The sequence below is a fragment of the Arthrobacter alpinus genome (genome assembly GCF_001445575.1).
Classification (GTDB): domain Bacteria; phylum Actinomycetota; class Actinomycetes; order Actinomycetales; family Micrococcaceae; genus Specibacter; species Specibacter alpinus_C.
In genome coordinates, this window is the sequence record NZ_CP013200.1 from 4,253,060 (window position 1) to 4,273,453 (window position 20,394).

Below are 20,394 nucleotides of genomic sequence, written 5' to 3' on the forward strand. Positions count from 1 at the left end.
ATGTCTACGAAAAAGTGCCCAGAATGCCAGGCCCCGTTTGAACAGCGGCGCACCACCCAGCTGTACTGCTCAGCCACGTGCTCGGGACGATCCCGTGAACGACGCCGCCGGGACGCCCGGCGAGCCACAGCAAGAGCAACCAACCAAACCCTCGTTGCCCTTGAGCACGCCAGTGGCAATGCTCGCCTGCTCAACGCGGAGAAACAACACCTGCGCAGTCTGAAATCTGGAACATCCGTCATCCTGACCAAGTCCCAGGAAACAGTCCTGGCTCGGGACAGGATCATCGACGATCAGCGAACCCAGCTGCACCTCCTGGCCACCAAGTATTTTGACCAGTCCAGCCAGCTCGCAGAATCCAAGGCAGAATGCGTCGAGCTGAAGCTGGAAGTCTCGCGAATCCTGAAAGACCGGCGGGCGGATCTGCAGGATCTGATGCAGATCGCCGTGCGCATGCTCCAACTCACCGACCATCTCGGTATCCCTCTTGACCGGCCCACCGCGGAGATCTTCCACCGCCGCGGCTGGAACACGAAGATTGCGGCGGAATCCCGATGACCATCTCCATCGCCCGTCTCACCGCACACAGCGGCGTCAAGTACCTGCTGAAAACAACCATGCACGACGACGTCCCCCTCACCTCGGGCGACGCCACTGGTTACTACATGAAGGCGGGCACTCCCCCGGGTCGTTGGCTCGGCAGCGGCTTGGCCGGGATAGGCAGGGAAAGGCTTGTCCCAGTCACCAGCGATGACGCCACCGCAGTCTTTTCCAATGCAGACCACCCCGACACGCATCATGCGTTGGGCCATCACCACGGCGCAACCACCATCGCACACCGCAACGGCGAGGAAATTCAGCGCGTTGCCGTCGCAGGATTTGACCTGACGTTCAGCGTCCCCAAATCCATTTCCGTCTTGTGGGCGCTGGCCCCGCGCGATGTCCAGCAACAGATTCTCGCAGCCCACCACCATGCCGTCAACCAGGTCCTCGAGTGGCTGGAGGAATCCGCCATCCACACTCGTACCGGCCGTGGCGGAGTCGCCCACGTCGCCACAAAGGGTGCAGTCGCAGCCGCGTTTGACCATTGGGAATCCCGTGCACGCGACCCCCAGCTCCACACGCACGTCGTCATCGCCAACCGGGTGCAGCGAGCAACAGATGGTGTCTGGACCACTCTGGATTCGAGGACGCTCTACAAGGCCACCGTGGCGGCCAGCGAGCACTACAACGGCCTCCTCTTTGACCGCCTGCAGGAACGGCTAGGTGCGGTGCCAGGATTTCGCGCTCCCACCAACCGCGTGCGCAACGCCCGCCATGAGCTCGTCGGTGTCGATGACGCCCTCATCCACGAGTTCTCCAACCGCTCACACCGCATCGATGAGGAGAAAGACCGCCTCGTCACGGCTTGGACCCAGGAACACGGTCTGGAACCCTCCCCCACCACGGTCCTCAAGCTGCGCCAGCAAGCCACGCTCTCCACTAGGCAGGCGAAGGGCAAAGAGCCACGACCGCTCAGTGACCTTGCCGCAGGCTGGCGTTCGCGCGCCCAGCGGCTCGGTTTTGAACCCGCAGACGTCATCCGCCACACCATCAACCGCTCCCACGAGTGCCCCGTCAACGCCGCCGACCTCACCGAGTCCTGGGTCACCGCCGCAGCCACGGCCACCCGCCAAGCGGTGGCGCAACGCCGCGCAACATGGAACCGCTGGAACCTCCTGGCCGAGGCGGAACGCATCTGCGCCGAAATCAGGTGCGACTCCGCCGCCGACCGCCGGCACATGCTCGACGTCGTCGTCACCGCTGCCGAGTCCCAGAGCGTCGCGCTCAACGCCTACCGCTACAACGTCCCACTCAAAGCTGGCAGTGACATCGACTTCGCAGGCCACGCCGTCTTCGAGTTCCCCGGGGCTCGCCTCTACACAGACGCCGGCATCCTCGCCAATGAACAGTTGGTCATGGACACCATGAACGACGACGGCGGACCCGCCATCGCGCCCTACCTCGCCGACGCTTTCCTCGCCACGAGCGACCACGCTGCTGGTCACCTTGGGCTGGCACCCGACCAACGTGCCGCAGCACACGAGGTACTGTCCAGCGGCAGGAGCCTTGACGCCGTCGTCGGTCCGGCGGGTTCTGGCAAGACAACGACGATGGCTGCCATCCGCGACGGATGGGAACGGGCCTACGGTGCCGGCAGCGTCGTCGGACTGGCCCCGGCAGCTGCGAGCGCCGAGGTGCTCGGCAGGAAGCTGGGTTTGGCCGCTGAGAATGTTGCCAAGTGGCTGTATGAAACGGTAGGCCAAGGCGCCGCCCACAGGGCGGAACAGTTTCAGGACTTGGAGGCTGCTGACCCATCATCACCGTGGCAGCGTGCCAGAACGACGCAGAGGATGGCTGCATTGTCCATGAAGCAGGAGCAGTGGTCTTTCCGGAGCAATCAGTTGGTGATTGTTGATGAGGCGTCGATGGTTTCGACCGTGCAGCTGGCGGCGCTAGTGCATCAAGCACGGGATGCCGGGGCCAAGATTGTGCTGGTGGGTGATCCTGCGCAGTTGGACGCGATCGATGCCGGTGGGATCCTGGGCTGGTTGGACCGGCAGGGCAAGGCAGTTCAACTGACCAGTGTGCGGAGATTCAGTCACGAGTGGGAGGGGCCGGCATCGCTCCTGCTGCGCGTGGGCGATGGTGAGGCTATCCAGGCTTACGCAACACACGGGCGTTTTCGCCACGGTGACTACGCCGAGATGGTCGACCAAGCGTATGAGCGGTGGGCCGCGGACATTCACGCCGGGGTTTCGTCCATCCTCATCGCGCCAGACAACGAGACTGTCACAGCCCTCAACGAACGAGCTCACGCCGATTTGGTGGCCCGAGGCACGGTTGATGCCGTCCAAACTGTGCGGCTCAGCGATGGACTCACTGCGGGTCGGGGAGACACCGTCATCGCCCGCAAGAACGATCGACGCCTCACTGATGACTGCGGCGATTTCATCCGCAATGGCACCCTCATCAGAATCACCGCCAAGCCCGGACACGATGGATCCGTGATGGGTCGCCGGCTCGACACCGGCAATTTCATTCGGTTGAGCAGCGAATACCTCTCGGAATCCACTGAGCTCGGATACGCGACGACGGCGCACCGCTCCCAAGGCATCACGGTCGGCACCAGCCACACCCTGCTGACCCAAGATTGCCTGACACGCGAACTGTTCTACGTCGGCATGACCCGGGGGCAGGACAGTAACACCGCCTATGTGTGTGAATCCGGTCCGCCAGTGACGATGAGCTGCATGAGGGCCACGATTCGACGTGGTTGGAAATCATCAGTGAGGTCCTGGCTACCCAAGGTGCCGAGCGGGCCGCGCACGAGGTCCGCGACGAGGAACAGGAAAACGAACATTCCCTGCATCGTCTCGCCGCTGAGTACGACTACCTCGCCCTGATCGCAGCCGCAGAAGACCTACGCGCCGCGATAGAACACATCCAGCCAGGTACGGTGAGCATCCTGGAATGCTCACCGTCTTGGGGTGCGGGCGTTGCCGCCTGGAGGCGGGCTACTGCTCGTGAACCCGTTGCGGCAGTTGCAACGCTGAAGCACACCCTTCGACGCCCCGGCGACGCCAAGGACGTCATGGCAGTTCTTCATGCACGGCTCCGCCTGGTCGGTGGCACCACGTCAGCTGGCCACGACGATTGGCTGCATGCGGAGCTCACCAGTAGCCGGCCGGATCTCAAATACATGATTGCCCAAGTACGCCGCCTCGCCGCCGCCAGAGTCCAGGAGCTGAAAGTGAGGGCGCTGACTAGCGCCGACACGTGGACACAGCGAGTGGACGGCAGGCTCCCGAGTGGCATCAAAGCGATGGACCGAAGTGCGCTGCTGGAACAAATAGCTATCTACAGGGACCGTTGGCAGATTGGGGACGACCCGGACCCGTTGGGCCATCCCACTGCAGACTACGAGTGGGAGCGCGCCAACGATCGACGACAGCTCGAGGCAGAGCTGTCACGGCTGCAATCCACCGTTGCCAGCTGCAATAGAACCACTGCGGTGAAGGTTCCTGCCGCTGTTCCCCTTACCAATGTCGGCTGGGAAATTTAGAATAAGGACAGAGGAGGAAGTCATGGAGAGCAACCCGATGATTAGGCCGCAGCTCAGCGGCGGCCTCCTCGTTGCGACGACCGTCATCGCCGGCGTGGCCATGCTGTACGTGGTAGCCGCGATCATCATCGCTTGGCCAGGATTCCAGAGTATTTGGATCGTTTTCGGCGTGACGCTCTTGGCGGCAGGCTGGGTGGCTTGGCGCTGGGCCCGGCGGGTTCAGGGCCGGCGACAGTGGCAGCAGTTCGCCGACAGGCAGTGGGAATACCTAACTCGCATCAAGGGGGAACACGAAGCCACCGCTGAGATCACCGTCCTCAGTTTCGAAGAAATTCAACCGACTGGCTCTTGGGCAACCATCCGCTGGAACAAGTTCGGATATGTTCAGCCCGTGTGGATCGAGAATGGTACGTTCGCCATCTGGCCCGATTCCGTATTACTCATCCGCCCAGATCCGACGCAAATTCAGGTTGGGGCGCCCTGGCCGCAGACTTACTACCTCCGTTCTCATGCTTGCTTGGCTATCGCACCAGCTCCAGCAAGTGCTTGAACCCTAAGTTGCTTGATGAGATGTGGCGACAGGGCAGAGCTGTCACACCGCATGGCGTCTACCGTGAACTAATCTGAACAGCCTGTCTAAAAAGACAGCAGAGCAATCCTCGCAAGGGCGCCCCGTTCAGTACAACACCGTCTATTTTCGAAACATGTGCTGGGCGTAGAACACTGCGGCGACACGTACATCAGCCGTCTTCCCTGATGTAGGTCACGCCGAAGGCGCGGACCTGACGGAACTCTTGGCGGGCGGTACCGAAATCGAACCACCCACCTTCCTGCTTCTGGAAGATATCTAGGCCTCTGCCAAGGTTGATTCGCCAGCCGTTATCTGTGCGGATCCACCGATCGTGACCGCCTGGGTCCTTGGCGATTTCGAGCTTTATGCCCTGCTGAGCAGCCCCCTGGAGAATCTGGCTGAGCATCTGCAACTGCTTCTTCTGATACTCGGGATCTTCCTCGAGCGTGGTGTAGAGCTTGAACACTGCTTCGTCTGCGGGGTCCTTCGAAGCTGCGATGAGCGCCAGGAGATCCACGAGGTTGCGGCCTTGGTGAGGCTGGCGGATGTACGGATCATGCAGCTCAATCTCTGTCGCATCGCGCAGATATGGCATGAAGAGAGCCTCATAAGAGATACCGCGCTGATTCTCGACGAAGTCCCGCTGCCCCCGAAAGAGATTTTCCTTGTCTGGCACCGGCGTAACGGTCGGCTCTGGCGCCGACGTGCCTGGAAGTTGCACGGCCGGTTCAGTGGGCATTGACGGGTCCCCCGAAGCACCAGGACGGCCACGATAGTAGTGGGCCGGGTACTCGTCCTCTTCCAAGGTAGTGACAGCAGTCCACTCTCCTGACGGAGACTGATATCCGAAGTTGACCGCCGACATGGTGTCGTCGATACGCAGGATCTGATCCTTCACACGCTTGCGACCCTCAATCGAAAACCGCAGAATCTCTTCGATCTCCGCACCAGTTGCTTGCTCATGAGGGTAGAGCAATTTCATCAGACCCGAGAAGGTTTTGTGGATGCCGTCACGGTCGCGTGTAGAGATGTCCGCACCGAGACTGAAGTGGGGCTGGTAGCGGTCGGAGTAGTCTAGGTTTCGCATCGACTTGAGCACCTCTGCAATGTAGTCGACCACAAAGCCATAGCCGTTGGAGAACATCTCTCCGCGGATCGTGTCGATTTCCCATCCCGGGATGTAGAAGTGCAGTCGGTCGAGGTAAGCCGAGTCATGGTAGCTCTCGGGCAGCTCGTCAAAGAGGTCGGAATGCTTGAGCATGTACGGCACAGTCCTGGAGGTGTTGCCGACGAACACCATGGATGCTTCAGCGCCGTGAGGCTCCACGCCACGGGAGAACGACTTGTTCGCCATGTAGTTCTTCATGATGTCCACTAACGCTTTGTCGGTACGCTTCTTCTTGCCAGCAAATTCGTCGAATGCCACGACATCCCAGTAGCCGACGAGTCCGATGCGGCCGTTGGCGTTGTTGACGAAGAGCTTAGGCACAGTGATCTCACCGCCAGAAATTAACATCCCGTGGGGAGAAAACTCCGAGTAGATGTGCGACTTTCCGGTACCCTTGGGTCCTAGCTCTACAAGGTTGTAGTTGCGCTCAACGAACGGGATAAGACGGACAAGTTGGAGCAGTTTGGCCCGACGTCCAAACTGATCGGGATTGAAACCGATCGACTGGATCAGCAGATCGATCCACTCGTCAGTGCTAAATTTCGCCCTCGCCTCGAGGTAGCCATCGTAGTCGAAGCTCGACATTTGGATGGGCTTCAGGCTCCCGAGAATCCACGGCACCACCTTCGCGTTGTCACTATGGAAGTATTCGATGTCGCACATGCACCATACGCCGCTGACGAGCAGCTTCTGGTTGGCGTTGACCGTGTGCGGGTCAACGAGAACACCGTTTATACCGAGGTTCGAGAAAGATGCCTCGTAGGTGTCGTCTTTCTCATTCAGTGTCACACTGACGCGGTCGATGACGCGGAAACGCCCCTTCTCGCGGATTTTCGACTTGATCAGCTCGTTCTCATTGCGGTGCACGTAATGCTCCGCAAGAATCCGCCTCACTGTCTCGATACCCTCCTGAATCCCGGCCTCGACGTCGGTCGCGGCATACTGCCCCAGCAGGTACTCCAATACATAGGAAGGTACTATCGCGTTGCCCTTGACAGTCTTGACGAGGTCCTTACGGACCACGGCACCTGCAAAGTGCTCGTTGATCTTGCGGTCCAAGTCGCTCTGCGGCACCTTCGACTGTGGGAAAACATCATCCAAGTCGTCGGCAACCATCGCCTGGAAGATCAGATCGATCTCGTCGCTCATCAGAAGTCCCACCCGTCGTCGCTCGTGAAGGCGCGTTTGACCGCGTACGGCGCACCCTTATATTTCTTCCACTGGTCGGTGCCTTCGATCGGCTCCAACAGGCGGAACTCAACGCTCTGGTTGTTCGCCGCGTCTGCGTCCTTACTCAGCAGAAGCCGGACGATCTGGAAACGATCCCGTCCCTCACCGCTCTCTGAATCAAAGACCATCTCCTGTTCATTGGAGATCAGTTGCTCTCCGAAGTAAAGTCCCGCGCGCAGGCGCCTAGCAGTGACCTTGGGTTCAACTTTCATCGACTGGTAGAGCTTCACCACGATCTGGCCGGTGGTGATCTTGTCAGACTCCGGGTGAATGTCGACGTTGACCCTCTCTACCGTCGTGGAACGGCCCTTGTTGATCGAGACGACTGGCACCACGATCTCCTGCAGCGAAGCACCACCGTGCACGAACTGAAACCCGGAACCCGGCTTGACGATCCGGTGGATCGAGTTCGGGATCTGCACCTCCAGATCACTGGACAACCCAACCTGGTGAGGCTGGAAGGTTCGGAACGCGGCGTCTTCCTTCAGCCCCCGGCCAAGCACGTATCGACGCTTCTCGGCCACGATCTGGTCACCCTGCGGTTTGACTGTGAGGTTGAACTGCGTCGCGAGTTTGGAACGCTGGTATAGGAACCCGTGGTCGGCAGTGACGAAAATGTTCGTCGCGTTGGCGTTGGCAAGTTTCTTCACGATATCTACAAGGTGATCCAGCGATTCAGACACTGCTGCGAACGTGCGGTGTTCCGACTTCGAACTGTCACCCGTAGCATCAATCGTGTCGTGGTAGACGTACAGCACCTGATTCGACGAGTACAGATCACGTCGTTCAGCTGGCTTCATCTCGACGAAATCCTTCGCCTGGATGGCCGTTCCCCCGACAGCCTCAAGGATCTTGCTGCGATTGGCAGAGCCATCAGACCTCAACCCGTCAACGAGGACCGGGTCACCGTTCATCGAATGGGCAAGCGTTTTGTGCGGCAGGAGAGCAGCCATCCCCAGCTGGGTGTAGCTCGGGAGCACGCCAAGCATGGCATCGGTCTTTGCGTCGAACTTGTCCAGGCCAAGGATTCGGGTTTCAAGTTCCTTGGCGACCTCGAACCGCATGGCATCGGAGATCACCACGACGGCTTTCTTGTTCCCGCCCTTGGTGAGCTTCGCGACGTACTTCTCGTAGAATTCAGACTGCGAGGTCGCTTCCGGTGTGCGCCACCGCTGCACCGCATCGACCTGTTCCTGCCACGACATGCCCAGGGGCGCCACGAAGTCCGTCACGTACGCGGCTTCGACCTGTTCGGCAAGTTCATCGAGCGGCTGCTTGAACTCCGCAGTCAGGTATGCGTATGTGAACTGGCGGTATCGCTGATCGATACGGAACAAGTCGTCCCTGTACCGGGTCAAGCCTTCATCGAAACTTGCGAATTCAAGGCGCGCGGCGCGGATTGCAGGGATGAGTTCCGCAGCAGCAGTTAGCGCCTCATAGAGCATGGCGTAGTCCTCGAACCAGAAGCTGCCATGACGCCGAACACCGATGGTCTCGAGGATCTCACGCTGCGGCATCGTCTGGTTGACGATGCCGTCGACCAGACGACGGATGATCTCTCTCTCGGCGGCCTCGAAAATGTCGGCATCCCTGAGAGTCTCCCACGGGAGCCCGGCTACCTGTTCCTCGTATGCGAGGTCACCTTCAGCCTTGCGGGCCAAGATCTTAATCGCGGAGGCACTTCGCTTCGAGTCACGGAAGCTGCGGAAGTCGATTGCGAGATTACGCGCGCCCTTCGAAGACGTGACGTCGAAACCATCACGGGCCTGCTGGAACATCCACAGCACGAATCCCGGAATGGTCGGAGCCGCCGACAGGTAACCGTAGATGTGCTCAGCGCCACTCCAGTGGAACTCTGCGAGTCCGAGTTTGCTCAGGGCGTCCCAACCAGAGGTCTCGCCCTGTGCGTGATGAGACAGCAGCGTGCGCGTGAGATCAGAGAAGCTGTGTTCCTTCTGACAGATCGCGACGGCGGACATTTTCGCCTGCACCGTCACCAAATCGTCGCTGGGCAGTAGCAGTATCTTCAGACTCTCGACTAGCTTGGAGTCGGAGAAGAACGCAGGGTGCTCAGTGACCAGCGCGTCCGAGCCAGGCTCGGCTAGGCCCAAGCCCGCACGCAGGAGTGCACCACGGTCTGCTGTGAAGACAGGACCGTAAGCGAGCTCCACGTCGAGTAACCAGTTATTGGTGCCTTCAGTCGCCGCGCCCGAGCGATAGATCAGGAACTGTGATGCAGTGTCCTCGCGGAGCACACGGTGCTTTATCGCGAATTCGTCATCTGCGACCCTCAGCACCGAGACGCCGTCGGGCACTTGGCTATCCAGTTCAGCCGCGTAACCGCCGTCGGAGTCTTGCCACACAACGATGCGCTGATTTGCAAAGCGGACTGCAAGATGATCATGGATTGACGGCGCCTTGCTCACTCAGATGCCTCCAGACCTTTGATTGGGCGCAGCGCCGGGTAAAAATTCGGGTAATTTACCTTTACACCGTCATCGAGGTTGATCTCGACCTTCTGGATGTCCAGCGGATAGAGCACGTCATGCTCGTAGTCCCGCAGCTCAGCCAGAACAGCGCGCAGCCGGTCGGCTTCATTCTGATCCTGTGCTGACGCACCGCCGGCGGCAGCTTCCTCAGCACGCTGAAGGCCGACTTCGAGCTTGGCGCGGTACTCGCGCAGGTATTCGTTCAACACCGTCGAGACCGTCGCCGGGGTGTAGCGGTGCAAGTAGATCAAAGCGTTGAACGAGCCCTTGGGTGAGGAGAACATCCAGTAGATAGGGCGCTTTTTGTAGCGCTGCACGTGATCGTCGTAGAACTTCGAGCGTGAGATGCTCCGACCCGATGGGTTCGACTTCATGATGAAGTAGTCACGGATGGTCTTCACACCCAATGATTCCTCGACGAACCGCAGGTTCTCTTCGAAGCACTCAACGCCGAACGCGACGCGCAGGAACTGACGGAAACGCTCAACTATGTCGTCCTCGAACCAGCCATCGTCAACGAACGGGATGACGTTATCAGCGTCAGGCATGAACGTCGGCGACTGCACGTTCGTGAGGTAGTCCTGAAGCGTTGAACTCTGATCCGCAAGGATCAGGCCCGGCTTGTCCAGACTGTAGCGACCGAACATGCAGCCGACCGCATACGAGATGAGGTCGACGACGGCGGACTCCGCGAACTGGACATCGCGCTCCTCGGGCGTCTTGTTTGGCCACCGAAACGCGGAGTTGTTGGTGAGCGATACACGCTCGAGCGGTACGTGCGAGCCAACCTCGTCCTCGAGTCCGTAGAGCTTCGCGACGGCTTCGTTGTTCTCGATCTCCAGCTGTTGCTGAGCGTGCGAGCGCGCCGCCCACTCTTCTCGATGTTGCGCAACGGTCTGTTCAAGCGTCTTCAACGGGGTTCCTTACGAGAGTTCGCCGAGGTATCGATTTTCACCGCCGACCGGTTCCCCGGCACAGCAGGGTAGCCATTGGGATAGCCGAAGTGATTCTTCTCAGTCTACCGGCCAAGTCCGAGCATTTCCGCGGATGCCGCGAGTGCCGCTCGGGTCCTCGTGTTATCAGAGTGCAGGTAGGACTGCGTGCTCAGCATAGAGGAGTGCCCAAGAACGGCCTTAATCGTGGTCTCGTCGATCCCGCTGGCGAGCAGCAGAGTGGCTGCTGTATGACGTGCCTCGTACAGCAAGGGCCTCCTACTACTGCCATCCGGAAGAGTGACCGTTACCTCTGCTTCCGCCACGATCTCGTACCACAGCCGGCGGTCCAGCTCTGCCGATCGTGGGGCGCCGTCGTCTCGGGGCCAGACGAGTCCGCACGGGGACGATGGCGCACAGTCTGCCCAAGAGGAGAGCGCATCGACGAGCCAAGGCACCAGCGGGATAACGCGGCTCCCGGCACGGGTCTTAGGCCGGACCAGATGGTAGGCGCCATGGATCTGGCGGGACTCGAATCCGCGAGGGACCCGGAATCCACTCTCGGGTTTTCTGGCCTCGACGTACGGCAGTGCCTTGAGTTGCCAGGCAAGCGTAATCGTCTCAGCTGCAAGGTCTACCATGTCCCAGGTCAGCCCCAGTGCCTCCGCGGGGCGCAGCCCTTCTACGAGCGCCGCGACCCATCGCGAGGCGTCTGGGCGGGTGGTAGCCACAGCGAGAATCTTCGCCGCGGCCCCTGCGTTCAGGGACTGCCGTGGGGAGCTCCCGGCACCAGGGCCACCCGCCTCCCGTGCGCGTTGTGGGACTCTGTACCCCTCGGCGACCGCGTCAGAGAGCATCTTGCTGAGCACCGCGTGTGTGCGCTGCATCGTGGCGAGTGCTAAACCGGCTTGTTCCTGGGCCGTCCTGACCTTCCGGATGTCTGCGGGCACGAGGGCATCGAGGCGCAGGTGCCCTATAGCCGGAACAATCCACTTGCTGATTCCAGAGCGATCAGAGACGTACGTGCCGGGTCGGATGATGTGCTGTCGCTCTTCGAGCCACCGATCGGCCCACCGCTTGACTGTGACGCTATCCCACGTCTGGTCGGTGTGCCCCTCGGCCGCAATCCGCTGCTGTGCCTCAGCGAGTCGGGCCCGAACCACGGCCTTCGTATGCGCCTTCAAGGTGACGCGGCGACGCGTTCCGCGTTCCGTCCACCCGGCCTCAATCGAGGCTACCCACTGTCCCCGAGAGTTCTGGTAGACCGAGCCGGTTCCTTTGCTGCGCTGCTTGGCCGTAGGCATGGCTCAATGATAAGTGAGACTATGCCGGCTGGCAGGGTAGTCATCAGGGTAGCCATCCGAAATGACAACTGAAGCGGGACGAAGTGGTTAGGAGAGCCGGAAGCCGACATCAATGCGCGGCGACTCCTGAACACAACACAGTTTATGAAGGATCAATACCCCACCGGCAAGGCCGACCTCATGACGGCGTTTATGATCCGCGCCCAGGAACTTACGGTTCATGGTGGAACCTGGGCAATGATCAATCTCCCGTCGTGGATGTCATTGAAGTCGTTCGAAGACCTGCGGCACGACCTTATTGAAAACCAACGAATCGTGTCCATGGTCCACCTTGGGCGTGGCGTCTTTGGCTCGGACTTCGGATCCGTCGCCTTCGTGATCGACAACGTTTCGGCAAAGTCGTCACGTGGCGTATATAGGCGGCTCTTTGAGAAGCACGTGGATGTCCGGTCGGTGTCTACGATCGAGGCTCTGTTCAGCGACTCTTCGTACAACCGTTACGAGGTATTACAGGAGGATTTTGCGGCGATCCCGGGCTCCCCGATTGTCTACTGGCTTAGTGAGAAGATGCGGGGAGCCTTCGCAACTGGTCGTCCTCTCAGCGACGTCGCCAATCTCCGGCAGGGATTGGCGACCGCTGACAACAACCGTTTCCTTCGCCTGTGGTGGGAGGTCTCGGATAACCGCACCGCGCTTACTTGCACGTCACGTGAAGAGGCCGCGTCAAGTGGTGCACGTTGGTTCCCGTACAACAAGGGCGGTGAATTCCGAAAGTGGTACGGCAACCATGAGTACGTGCTCAACTGGGAACACGACGGCGCAGAGATCGTCGATTTCAAGCCACGTTCGGTAATTCGTAACCCTGGGACATACTTTTCACCGTCAGTGTCATGGTCCAAGATCAGTAGCGGCGCCCCAGCTTTCAGGGCCTATCCAGCTGGTTTTATCTACGACGTCGCAGGCACCTCGATGTTCACGACGACGGATCGTGAGCGAGCTGGTTTGCTCTCCTTCGTAAATTCGCAGGTGGCACTTGAGCAGTTGGCTGCGGTCGCTCCGACGCTCAACTACGAGGTGGGGCAAGTCGCTGGCCTACCTGTGGCAGACGCGGCCGTGGACAACGGAGTTGTTCGCGCCGCAATAGCGGTCGATGAGGCTAAGGAGGATTGGGACGACTTCGAGACCTCCTGGGAATTCGCGCGGAACCCGCTCGTCTCCCTCTTCGAACGTGGATAGCCGACAATTCCACCTTGCCCTCAGTCCCCACATGGTCAGGCAAGTGCAACCAAGGGGTTACGTTCAAAGTTCCACGACATCTCGGAGAGGTCCCAATCCGTTCGAGACGTCTCAACCAGATTGCCCGTGTTCGCCGGAAGTCCATCAAATCCAGAGGCAACTGGAAGCTTTCCCACATCGCCAACCTGGAAGTTGAGTGTCGGCGCGATGGCCTTGAGTACTTCGCGGGCGACACTGGAGTTCATTAGCACGGCAACTTGATCGAGTAGTCCTTCGCTTCCGAACGCAGACATTCCCTTCACATCGTGGATGAACCCGCTCGGAAATCTCCGGAATGCGGCTTCACCGGATGAGATATCGGACCATGACACTGACGGTGAAAAGTATGTTGAAGTGTTTTGAGCACGCGAGCGTGGTCGACCACCTTTCTCAGTACCGAAATTTCGTATCTCTGCGCCGTCGTGTTCCCAGTTGAGCACGTACTCATGGTTGCCGTACCACTTTCGGAATTCACCGCCCTTGTTGTACGGGAACCAACGTGCACCACTTGACGCGGCCTCTTCACGTGACGTGCAAGTAAGCGCGGTGCGGTTATCCGAGACCTCCCACCACAGGCGAAGGAAACGGTTGTTGTCAGCGGTCGCCAATCCCTGCCGGAGATTGGCGACGTCGCTGAGAGGACGACCAGTTGCGAAGGCTCCCCGCATCTTCTCACTAAGCCAGTAGACAATCGGGGAGCCCGGGATCGCCGCAAAATCCTCCTGTAATACCTCGTAACGGTTGTACGAAGAGTCGCTGAACAGAGCCTCGATCGTAGACACCGACCGGACATCCACGTGCTTCTCAAAGAGCCGCCTATATACGCCACGTGACGACTTTGCCGAAACGTTGTCGATCACGAAGGCGACGGATCCGAAGTCCGAGCCAAAGACGCCACGCCCAAGGTGGACCATGGACACGATTCGTTGGTTTTCAATAAGGTCGTGCCGCAGGTCTTCGAACGACTTCAATGACATCCACGACGGGAGATTGATCATTGCCCAGGTTCCACCATGAACCGTAAGTTCCTGGGCGCGGATCATAAACGCCGTCATGAGGTCGGCCTTGCCGGTGGGGTATTGATCCTTCATAAACTGTGAAAGGAGCGCACCCATCTGCTTCCCGCCCATGTACGGCGGGTTGGCAATCACCACCGTGTACTTCGTCGAGAGCACCTCGGCCTGGTGCACCACCCGATGCGCATACTCCAATGTCTGGCCGTAGAGCAGATCGTCATCAAGGATCGATAGAACCTCTGCTGCACCCTTTGCCATGTCACCATCCGGCTGGATCAGCGAACCGAGCGTGTCAGCATCGCGGAACTGATTCCAGAACGTCTCCTCCGTATGGCGGTCGCCTGACTTGGTGACGAGGAAGTCCAATTCGTCAGGAGCGAAGGAGAGCGGCTCAATCACGCAGATCTGCGGATCGACGTCACGGGCAAAAAAGCGGCGATCCTTTGCGCGTGCCTTCATCGTGAGCGCAAACCCAGCGAGTGCTCCTGCACGAGGGTCAATTTCGGTGCCGTGCAAGTTATGCGCAAGGATGAGGCTCGGGATCACCGACGGCGCGTAACCCTCCTCTTCGTAGATGGCATAGAGCAGGTCGAAAGCGTAAGTGAGCATGTGGCCTGAGCCGCAGGCCGGGTCGATCACGGTCAGTTCTTCCGGCTCGGTGATCTTTAGGACGGCAGTTTCTTCATCGACGGGAGCTATGTAGTAGTCCATCTGATCGACGAGCCGCGAGGTCGGGCGGTTGAGCATCCACAACCGGCCGAGAGAGTTCTCGACGAGGTAGCGGACGATCCAGTGCGGGGTGAACAGCTGGGTCGCTGCCGGGATCTCGTCTGCGCCAGCCTTCTTGTTCTTCTTGAATCCGGCGAAGACCTCGTCTTTCCGCTCGGATACATAGAACTGGTAGAGCCAGCCGATAACCTCGACGTCTTCACACACCTCCGCGTTCAGCACCTCGTGAGCACGAGAGAGGAACGCACCGTCAGCAAGAAGCCCGGAAGGGACGAGAAGTTCGGTGTAGTCACCTTCGCGTTCGAACATGAATGGCATGGCCTTGTTCCAGAACCGGCAGTACTCGGTCAGGAGCAACGCGTATGCCTCCCCCTCAGCGTCTGTGCTGCGACGGGTACCCTCGAGGAGACCCATGACGGCCTCACGAGTGCGTGGGGTGGTAACCACCTCGGTGTCGAGGTGACCACGTTTGGCATCGGCAAGGATTTCGGGCTGGCCATGAGCGTGGCCTTGTGCAGGTGAGACGACTCGAGCGCTGGTGTAGCCGCGGGCATCCATGTAGCGCAGGGCGATGAGCCGGTTGAACCAGGTGTAGGCGACCTTGTCGATCACGTGCTTCTGGCCGTGCTGCGCGATCTCGGCTTCGAGCCGCTTCACTGTCTGGCCACGCTCGCTCCGCTCAACGGAACCTACAGCAAGTACCGCGGCGGCTCGGGCCTCGACGGAGGCGATGAGTTCCCGGCGGGCTTGGGTGGCGAATCGCTCCAGGGGCTTGGTATCCATGTGTATCTCTACCTGTCTTAGAGCGTGATGCGCTTGTTGTCGTTAATCGTGGTGAGGAGGGTCGCGCGGAGCTTGTCGAGATAAGCGTCGATGTCGTCCACGGTTTCGAGGACCTGGCCAGTGCCCGGCAGCACGAGCTTCTTGATGGAGACGGTCTGCTTGATCGGCGCAGGTTTGGGTTCCGGCTCCTTACCGGGGCCAGCCTGCGGGCTGGGTGCGGGAGCTGGCTTCGCTGCCGCCAGCTCGTCGAGAATCCACGGATAGACCGTGTCAGCGAACTGGTTCGCCTGGTTCCAAATGACCGGGATCTGCGTCTCGTGCTGCACACGGTCGAGCACGGCTTCCGCGCGCTGAGTCACCGACTGCTGTGCTGCCTCGGTTGCTGCCTCGTAGGTATTGCTACCAGGCACTTGCTGCCAATAGGCGTTGATCGATTCCGTGGCAACAGTGCGTTCGGCATTGATCAAACTCTGCAGCTGGTCTTCCAGCTCGTTCACCGCCTTGCCGAGTTGCTGGGTCTTATTGCCGCGGAAGATCTGTACATCTTCCAGAGCGAAGCTAACCATGTCCGCGGCACCAGCGGGTAGGTAGGCGATGTTGGATTGGTTGGTCTGCATGAAGGTCAACGCGTTCTCGAAGATACTGCGTTGGTTGCCGTTGAGGAACGCCTTAATCGGGTCGATCACGTTGTCTTTGGCATCGAGCAGATCGTCGGCATCACGGAAGTCGGTGATGAACCAGTCTGCCTTGTGACCGCATAGTTCAGTGAGCATCTGGATCGGCTCATCGAGCTGGTCGATGAACGTGAACCCTGAAGCGGTGCGCAAAGCCTTCAGTTCGGCCAGCTTGACTTCCAGGTGTTCCTTGCCGGCGTGAGCCAGTTCCAGCGGGTCCTTGGCGATACCGCCGTCGTCGGTGAACTCCACGACGAACTTGCGGAAGGCGTTGACGATCTTCGGGTCGAACACACGCTGCGGTGCGACGACCATTGCAGAGTAGCTCTGCGTGTTGCGCAGCGCGCTGGTGATCTCTGTGCGAGCAAGGACCTTGCCGTTGAGTTGTATCTCGATCTTCGATTGTCCGGCCAGATACGCCACGACTGTGGCGATGGACCACTGGTCCCAGCCAAAGGGTTTCGCCGAGTACCGGTCGATGAGTTGGCGCATGGTGACCTGCTCGTGGCGGTTGCTGCGCAGCTCCAAATGACCGAGTACATCGGAACCCGGAACATCAAGGATGCTGGCAGTCTGCTCGAACAGGGCGTCCCCGTTTGGGTTCACGAGCCCGCCTAGTCCTTGCTCGGTGAAGGCTTTGCCGGCCAGCATGCCGAGATTCGTGTACGTCGCTGCGATGACTTTCTGGAAGCCTTCGTTGATGCGAGTCAGCGCATCGACGGAGTTGGCGTCGAGCACGGCCGCGTTGTGGATCAGCGTCGAGTTGCCCACCGCTGAGCGCAGGCGTTCGACGATCTCCTTCTCGCGTTCGGCGTTCTGGGTTCCCTTGGACTGCAGGATGGTCTGCTCGATCGCGGTGCGGCTCGACCCCTGAGCGCGCCTGACGTACTTCTCGGTTTTCAGCAGCAGCCGCAGCTCTCCGAGGACGCGGTTGGCCCCGGAGGGGAGTACTACACGCAGTTCGTCGAGGCCGGCACTGTGTGCCTTGATCTGTTCGAGGCTGAACTCGGTCTCAGGGCTGGTGACATGCAGTGACAGTTCGTGCTGCTTGCCGTACGAGGTGCCGTCAAGCTTGTACCCGAAGGTGAAGTTCTGTCCGGTCTTGTAGGCCGTCTTGTTCGTCTTGACAACTGACTCGGAGATCAGCTTGAAGAGCTTGCCGGAGATCTCGGAGTTGTCGATGTCGACGTTCTTGATCGCCTGCTCGATCTTCTGTTCTTCGTTGGTCAGGTAGTCGTACAGGTCACCGTTTCGCTGAATGTATGTCTGGGCTTCCAGAGCGTTCAGGGCCGCGTTGACGTCCTTACCCAGCTGCGCAACATCGGTGCCGAAGCAGTCATAAACCAGTACGGTGAGGTTGCGGGCGGTGGCCTTGAACGTATCGACATACTTGACCAGAAACAGGGCCTTTAGCAGTCGAACCGCCAGCGGCGGCAAAGACGGACTGCGCTCGGCATCATTGATGGCACGCTGGTTGGCGGACTTCAGCGAGGCCCGGATGCCCTCAAACATCTGATCGAAAGAAGCCAACGTGCCCAGCGGCTTGTCGGCAAGGCCAGTGGCGACCTGCTGGACGACGCCGAGCATGGAGCGCTCTCCGACAGAGCTGTTACGGCCTTCAAAGATGTTGTGGTCGCTGATGCCTTCGATCGCGGATTGGAACAACGGGAACTGGTAGCTCACGAACGGGTAGGTTCCTACGAAGTGTGCCTCGTCCCGGAAGTTCGGGTAGTGGCGTCCCTCGACGAAGTCGAACAGAGTCTTGAAGTTCGTATGCTCGGCTCCGTAGATGGCGGCGACGTCACCGGCGCCAATATCGGTCTTAGCGAGCAGGCGCTTGCGGATGACCTCTTCGACGTCCTGGCTGGTGAGCTTGAGGCGGTTCTTGAAGCGAGCCTGGATCTTCGAGAAGTCGTTGGCCTGTTGCTTGGTACGGTCTCCGCCGACCTTCTCCATATCCTCCTGCGAGGTGACAAAGATCCAAGCATGCCCCTGGCACTTGGTGGCCAGGGACTCGGCTATTGTCTGAAGGTTGAGCATCAGCTTGGTGTTGGTGCCGATGAACTGGCCGACTTCGTCGACGAAGAAGTTTAGCCGGTAGCCCTCCGGCTGCGCAGCCAGCCAGGCGGCGACCTCATCCGCGAAGTCCTCGATCGAGACCGAGTAGCTGATTGAGTATTGGCGGATGATGCCGGGGCTCTCGGCGCCATTGACCACGGCGAATGCCTTGTCAATGTTGCCAGCCTCTAGCGCGGACTGTTCACGCCCCTGCGACCACGGAATCCCAGCAACGCGCTCGAAGGCGTCCTTGAAAGCTGCATACTGGCCGCGGGCGTCAAGGTCGCGTTCGAAGCGTGCGATGTGGCCTTGGTTGCCGTAATAGCCACGGGACTCGTCGAAGATCTTCACGAACACCTTCAGCAAGGCGTCGTTTTGGTCTTTCGAGATCAGTGTGGCTTTCTGATCGATGTTGAACAGCAGGCTCTTGGCCGCGATCCGGTCGGCTTTTTCGATCAGGGCCGGCAGGAACGCATCGTCAGCCTTGGCCCTGAACTGATCAGAGACTTGAGCGCGTGGGTAGACGTGGCCGTCGATGTCGCCCAGCAGGTGCGCGAGCATCTTCAGGAGGTGGGACTTACCGGAACCGAAGAAGCCGGAGATCCACACGCCATTGGCGTTGGTGTAGTTGGTGTAGGCCTCCAGGACGTGCTCGACGCCTTTGGCGGCCTCGTTTGTGAGTACGTACTCCTCGACCTCGGTGGCCAACTGCGAGGTGTCATCGGCCTTGATGACGCCCTCGATCGTTCGGTCGATCCGCTTGGCGAAAATCTCGTTGATTAGGTTCACGCTCATGCCTCCTGCTCCAGAATGTCTTTGGCCCGGTAGTAGCTGTCGCTGGCGCTGAGATTCAGCGCGCGTAACTGATGACCGGATGTCTGTGTGAACTCGTAAATACCCGGAAACCATACGAGCATCGGCCGGCCAGTGACGACGCTCTGCAGGTTCTCCAGCACCGTGTGGGTGCGGATGAATGGGAAGACCTCACCGATACCGGTGAGGAAAACCATGTCGCTGGGTTGATTATCCAGCAGTGCCCGGATGGCGGGTGCGAGGTGATCGTGGGGGTCAAGCATGCCCTGCAGCACCTCGCGAAATCCCGCCTTATCCATCGTGGGTTCCAGGTCGAGGACTCGTTCCCACACGCCACGGTCCTTGAGTAGCCCTATGGCCAGGTCATAGAGATTGATCTCCACGACACTCAGCCCGTCATCGCTCTGGAGCTTCGTCTTCACACGATCACACAAACCTTCAACGTCAAGTGCCCAAGCCGGCGGGAAGTGGTAGATGAAGAATGGGATTTCCTTGGACAGGCCCTCCATCTTCAAGAAGCGTTCGCTTCGAAGCACGTTATAGACGTGCTTCTCGTCGCTGACGAGGTCTCGCTGGGTGGAACTCATTGCTGCACCTCGTTGTTAAACTGCGTGATCGGGGTCGTAGTCGGGAAGAACCGCAGGTCGCTCGGGCTTCGCGCTGCAAGGGTTTCGTATATACGTTCCGAAAGCACCGCGGGGTTGATGTTGTTCTTGTCGCCACGGAGACCCGCTTCGTGGAGCATCCGGAATATGTTCTGTCGAAGCTTTGCGCGAGTTGACGGCTTTAACTCGTCAAGCTCGGGGTGCCATAGGGATTTGCCAGTCATGAAACGTTCATAGTCTTCAAACTCGAGAGTTGGCGTCATCAGTAGGAACCGCTCTCGAACTACTTCTTCCGCGAAGTCGCCAATCAGCTCATAGCGTCGACACGCCGCAGCCCACATCAAGTGACACCGCTCGGTCAAGCTCGCTTCAGTCAGCAATTCAATCTCGTTATCCGTTAGGACCGCTAAACGTTGGATAGTCTCACGAGCTAAGCGATTATTCGACGACAATGTACGCGCTTGCAGGACGTTGTTGTCAACAACCCGACGTCGGCTCGCTTGCCAATCATGGCAAGCGAGATAGATGGAGGCCACCACAAGGGCTTCGCGGGCTAGGAGGCCTCCGCTAGTGAAGGACAGCGCGAAGCGATCCTGTGCGTCAGATTCATTCACCAACAGGCTCCTCCTTCCGATTATTGGA

At 59.5% G+C, this 20,394-nt stretch carries 12 protein-coding genes; 4 read left to right on the forward strand and 8 right to left on the reverse strand.

Going from position 1 to position 20,394, the window contains the following annotated elements; all coding sequences use genetic code 11:
- From AS189_RS18860 to AS189_RS18875, 3 genes are all read left to right on the forward strand, one after another.
- Positions 1-558: a hypothetical protein gene (locus AS189_RS18860; protein ID WP_062292523.1), complete on the forward strand. Its 558-nt coding sequence runs from the start codon at positions 1-3 to the stop codon at positions 556-558.
- Positions 555-3,446 (forward strand): MobF family relaxase, encoded by a 2,892-nt coding sequence (mobF, locus tag AS189_RS18865; protein ID WP_062292526.1) that lies wholly within the window; start codon positions 555-557, stop codon positions 3,444-3,446. The genes AS189_RS18860 and mobF overlap by 4 nt, the downstream gene beginning before the upstream one ends.
- A 681-nt stretch (positions 3,447-4,127) precedes the next feature.
- A complete protein-coding gene (locus tag AS189_RS18875; RefSeq protein ID WP_062292532.1) occupies positions 4,128-4,655 on the forward strand; it encodes a phage holin family protein in 528 nt (175 codons plus the stop codon).
- 190 nt (positions 4,656-4,845) lie between these two features.
- Here the strand turns inward: AS189_RS18875 and brxL are convergent, their stop codons facing one another.
- The 4 genes from brxL to AS189_RS18895 form a co-directional block, all read right to left on the reverse strand.
- On the reverse strand, positions 4,846-6,960 hold the full coding sequence (gene brxL / locus AS189_RS18880; RefSeq protein ID WP_062294074.1) for a BREX system Lon protease-like protein BrxL: 2,115 nt from the start codon (positions 6,958-6,960) through the stop codon (positions 4,846-4,848).
- Positions 6,961-6,992: 32 nt separating this feature from the next.
- Entirely contained in the window at positions 6,993-9,500 is a 2,508-nt protein-coding gene (gene pglZ, locus AS189_RS18885) for a BREX-1 system phosphatase PglZ type A (protein WP_062292535.1), read from the reverse strand.
- Positions 9,497-10,477: a class I SAM-dependent DNA methyltransferase gene (locus AS189_RS18890; RefSeq protein WP_062292538.1), complete on the reverse strand. Its 981-nt coding sequence runs from the start codon at positions 10,475-10,477 to the stop codon at positions 9,497-9,499. Before AS189_RS18890 ends, pglZ begins: the two co-directional genes overlap by 4 nt.
- A gap of 104 nt (positions 10,478-10,581) precedes the next feature.
- The gene (locus tag AS189_RS18895) at positions 10,582-11,799 is read right to left on the reverse strand and encodes a tyrosine-type recombinase/integrase (protein ID WP_062292541.1); all 1,218 of its coding nucleotides are present in this window, start codon (positions 11,797-11,799) and stop codon (positions 10,582-10,584) included.
- Between the two features lie 144 nt (positions 11,800-11,943).
- On the opposite strand from AS189_RS18895, the gene AS189_RS18900 reads away from it, so the two are divergent.
- Complete coding sequence (locus AS189_RS18900; protein WP_062292544.1) at positions 11,944-13,035, forward strand: Eco57I restriction-modification methylase domain-containing protein; 1,092 nt, start codon at positions 11,944-11,946, stop codon at positions 13,033-13,035.
- Between the two features lie 35 nt (positions 13,036-13,070).
- Here the strand turns inward: AS189_RS18900 and pglX are convergent, their stop codons facing one another.
- Genes pglX through AS189_RS18920 form a run of 4 tightly spaced genes read right to left on the reverse strand, consistent with a single transcriptional unit; the run spans position 13,071 to position 20,366 of the window.
- Positions 13,071-15,602 carry a BREX-1 system adenine-specific DNA-methyltransferase PglX gene (pglX, locus tag AS189_RS18905; RefSeq protein WP_062292546.1) on the reverse strand — a complete coding sequence of 844 codons (2,532 nt, stop codon included), beginning with the start codon at positions 15,600-15,602 and terminating at the stop codon, positions 13,071-13,073.
- 17 nt (positions 15,603-15,619) lie between these two features.
- A complete protein-coding gene (gene brxC / locus AS189_RS18910) occupies positions 15,620-19,129 on the reverse strand; it encodes a BREX system P-loop protein BrxC (protein WP_062292549.1) in 3,510 nt (1,169 codons plus the stop codon).
- Complete coding sequence (locus AS189_RS18915; RefSeq protein WP_062292552.1) at positions 19,126-19,734, reverse strand: DUF1788 domain-containing protein; 609 nt, start codon at positions 19,732-19,734, stop codon at positions 19,126-19,128. Before AS189_RS18915 ends, brxC begins: the two co-directional genes overlap by 4 nt.
- Entirely contained in the window at positions 19,731-20,366 is a 636-nt protein-coding gene (locus AS189_RS18920) for a DUF1819 family protein (protein WP_337589187.1), read from the reverse strand. Before AS189_RS18920 ends, AS189_RS18915 begins: the two co-directional genes overlap by 4 nt.
- Positions 20,367-20,394: the final 28 nt, after the last annotated feature.

Excerpts from the sequence above, each read along its gene's own strand:
- mobF (WP_062292526.1), top strand. The coding sequence starts at position 555 with ATGACCATCTCCATCGCCCGTCTCACCGCACACAGCGGCGTCAAGTAC.
- AS189_RS18860 (WP_062292523.1), top strand. The coding sequence starts at position 1 with ATGTCTACGAAAAAGTGCCCAGAATGCCAGGCCCCGTTTGAACAGCGG.
- brxC (WP_062292549.1), bottom strand. The coding sequence starts at position 19,129 with ATGAGCGTGAACCTAATCAACGAGATTTTCGCCAAGCGGATCGACCGA.
- AS189_RS18895 (WP_062292541.1), bottom strand. The coding sequence starts at position 11,799 with ATGCCTACGGCCAAGCAGCGCAGCAAAGGAACCGGCTCGGTCTACCAG.
- AS189_RS18900 (WP_062292544.1), top strand. The coding sequence starts at position 11,944 with ATGAAGGATCAATACCCCACCGGCAAGGCCGACCTCATGACGGCGTTT.
- AS189_RS18875 (WP_062292532.1), top strand. The coding sequence starts at position 4,128 with ATGGAGAGCAACCCGATGATTAGGCCGCAGCTCAGCGGCGGCCTCCTC.
- AS189_RS18915 (WP_062292552.1), bottom strand. The coding sequence starts at position 19,734 with ATGAGTTCCACCCAGCGAGACCTCGTCAGCGACGAGAAGCACGTCTAT.
- brxL (WP_062294074.1), bottom strand. The coding sequence starts at position 6,960 with ATGGTTGCCGACGACTTGGATGATGTTTTCCCACAGTCGAAGGTGCCG.
- pglX (WP_062292546.1), bottom strand. The coding sequence starts at position 15,602 with ATGGATACCAAGCCCCTGGAGCGATTCGCCACCCAAGCCCGCCGGGAA.